The organism is Kocuria sp. CPCC 205231 (assembly GCF_040980965.1).
Taxonomy (GTDB): domain Bacteria; phylum Actinomycetota; class Actinomycetes; order Actinomycetales; family Micrococcaceae; genus Kocuria; species Kocuria rosea.
This window is the reverse complement of the sequence record NZ_JAVKPP010000060.1, coordinates 1-900: the sequence shown is the minus strand read 5'-3', so window position 1 is coordinate 900 and position 900 is coordinate 1. Positions and strand designations below refer to the sequence as shown.

Annotated in this window: 1 rRNA gene; it reads right to left on the bottom strand. The window is 52.9% G+C overall.

Annotated elements, in window-relative coordinates:
- Window positions 1–900 (bottom strand): 16S ribosomal RNA (locus RF640_RS18840); the annotation flags it as partial.

The window sequence follows — 900 nt, the reverse complement described above, 5'->3', positions numbered from 1 at the left end:
TCCGGTACGGCTACCTTGTTACGACTTAGCCCCAATTACCAGTTTTACCCTAGGACGCTCCTTGCGGTTACGTACTTCAGGTACCCCCGGCTTTCATGGCTTGACGGGCGGTGTGTACAAGGCCCGGGAACGTATTCACCGCGCCATGGCTGATGCGCGATTACTAGCGAATCCAGCTTCGTGGGGTCGGGTTGCAGACCCCAGTCCGAACTGAGACAGGCTTTAAGGATTTGATCCAATTTGCATTGGACCATCTCTCTGTACCTGCCATTGTAACACGTGTGTAGCCCCGGACGTAAGGGCCGTGCTGATTTGACGTCATCCCCACCTTCCTCACACCTTACGGTGGCAGTGTCCCCAGAGTGCCCAGCTTGACCTGATGGCAACTAAGGAGAGGGGTTGCGCTCGTTATGGCACTTAAGCCGACACCTCACGGCACGAGCTGACGACAACCATGCAGCACCTTCACAGATGCCTTGCGGCTTACGGCTTTCACCGTAATTCATCTGCAATTTAAGCCCGGGTAAGGTTCCTCGCGTATCATCGAATTAAACCACATGTTCCTCCGCTTGTGCGGGCCCCCGTCAATTCCTTTGAGTTTCACCGTTGCCGGCGTACTCCCCAGGTGGAATACTTAACGCTTTCGCTTGGCCGCTTGCAGTATATCGCAAACAGCGAGTATTCATCGTTTACCGTGTGGACTACCAGGGTATCTAATCCTGTTTGATACCCACACTTTCGAGCCTCAATGTCAGTTGCAGCTTAGCAGGCTGCCTTCGCAATCGGAGTTCTTCGTGATATCTAAGCATTTCACCGCTACACCACGAATTCCGCCTGCCTCAACTGCACTCAAGATATCCAGTATCAACTGCAATTTTACGGTTGAGCCGCAAACTTTCA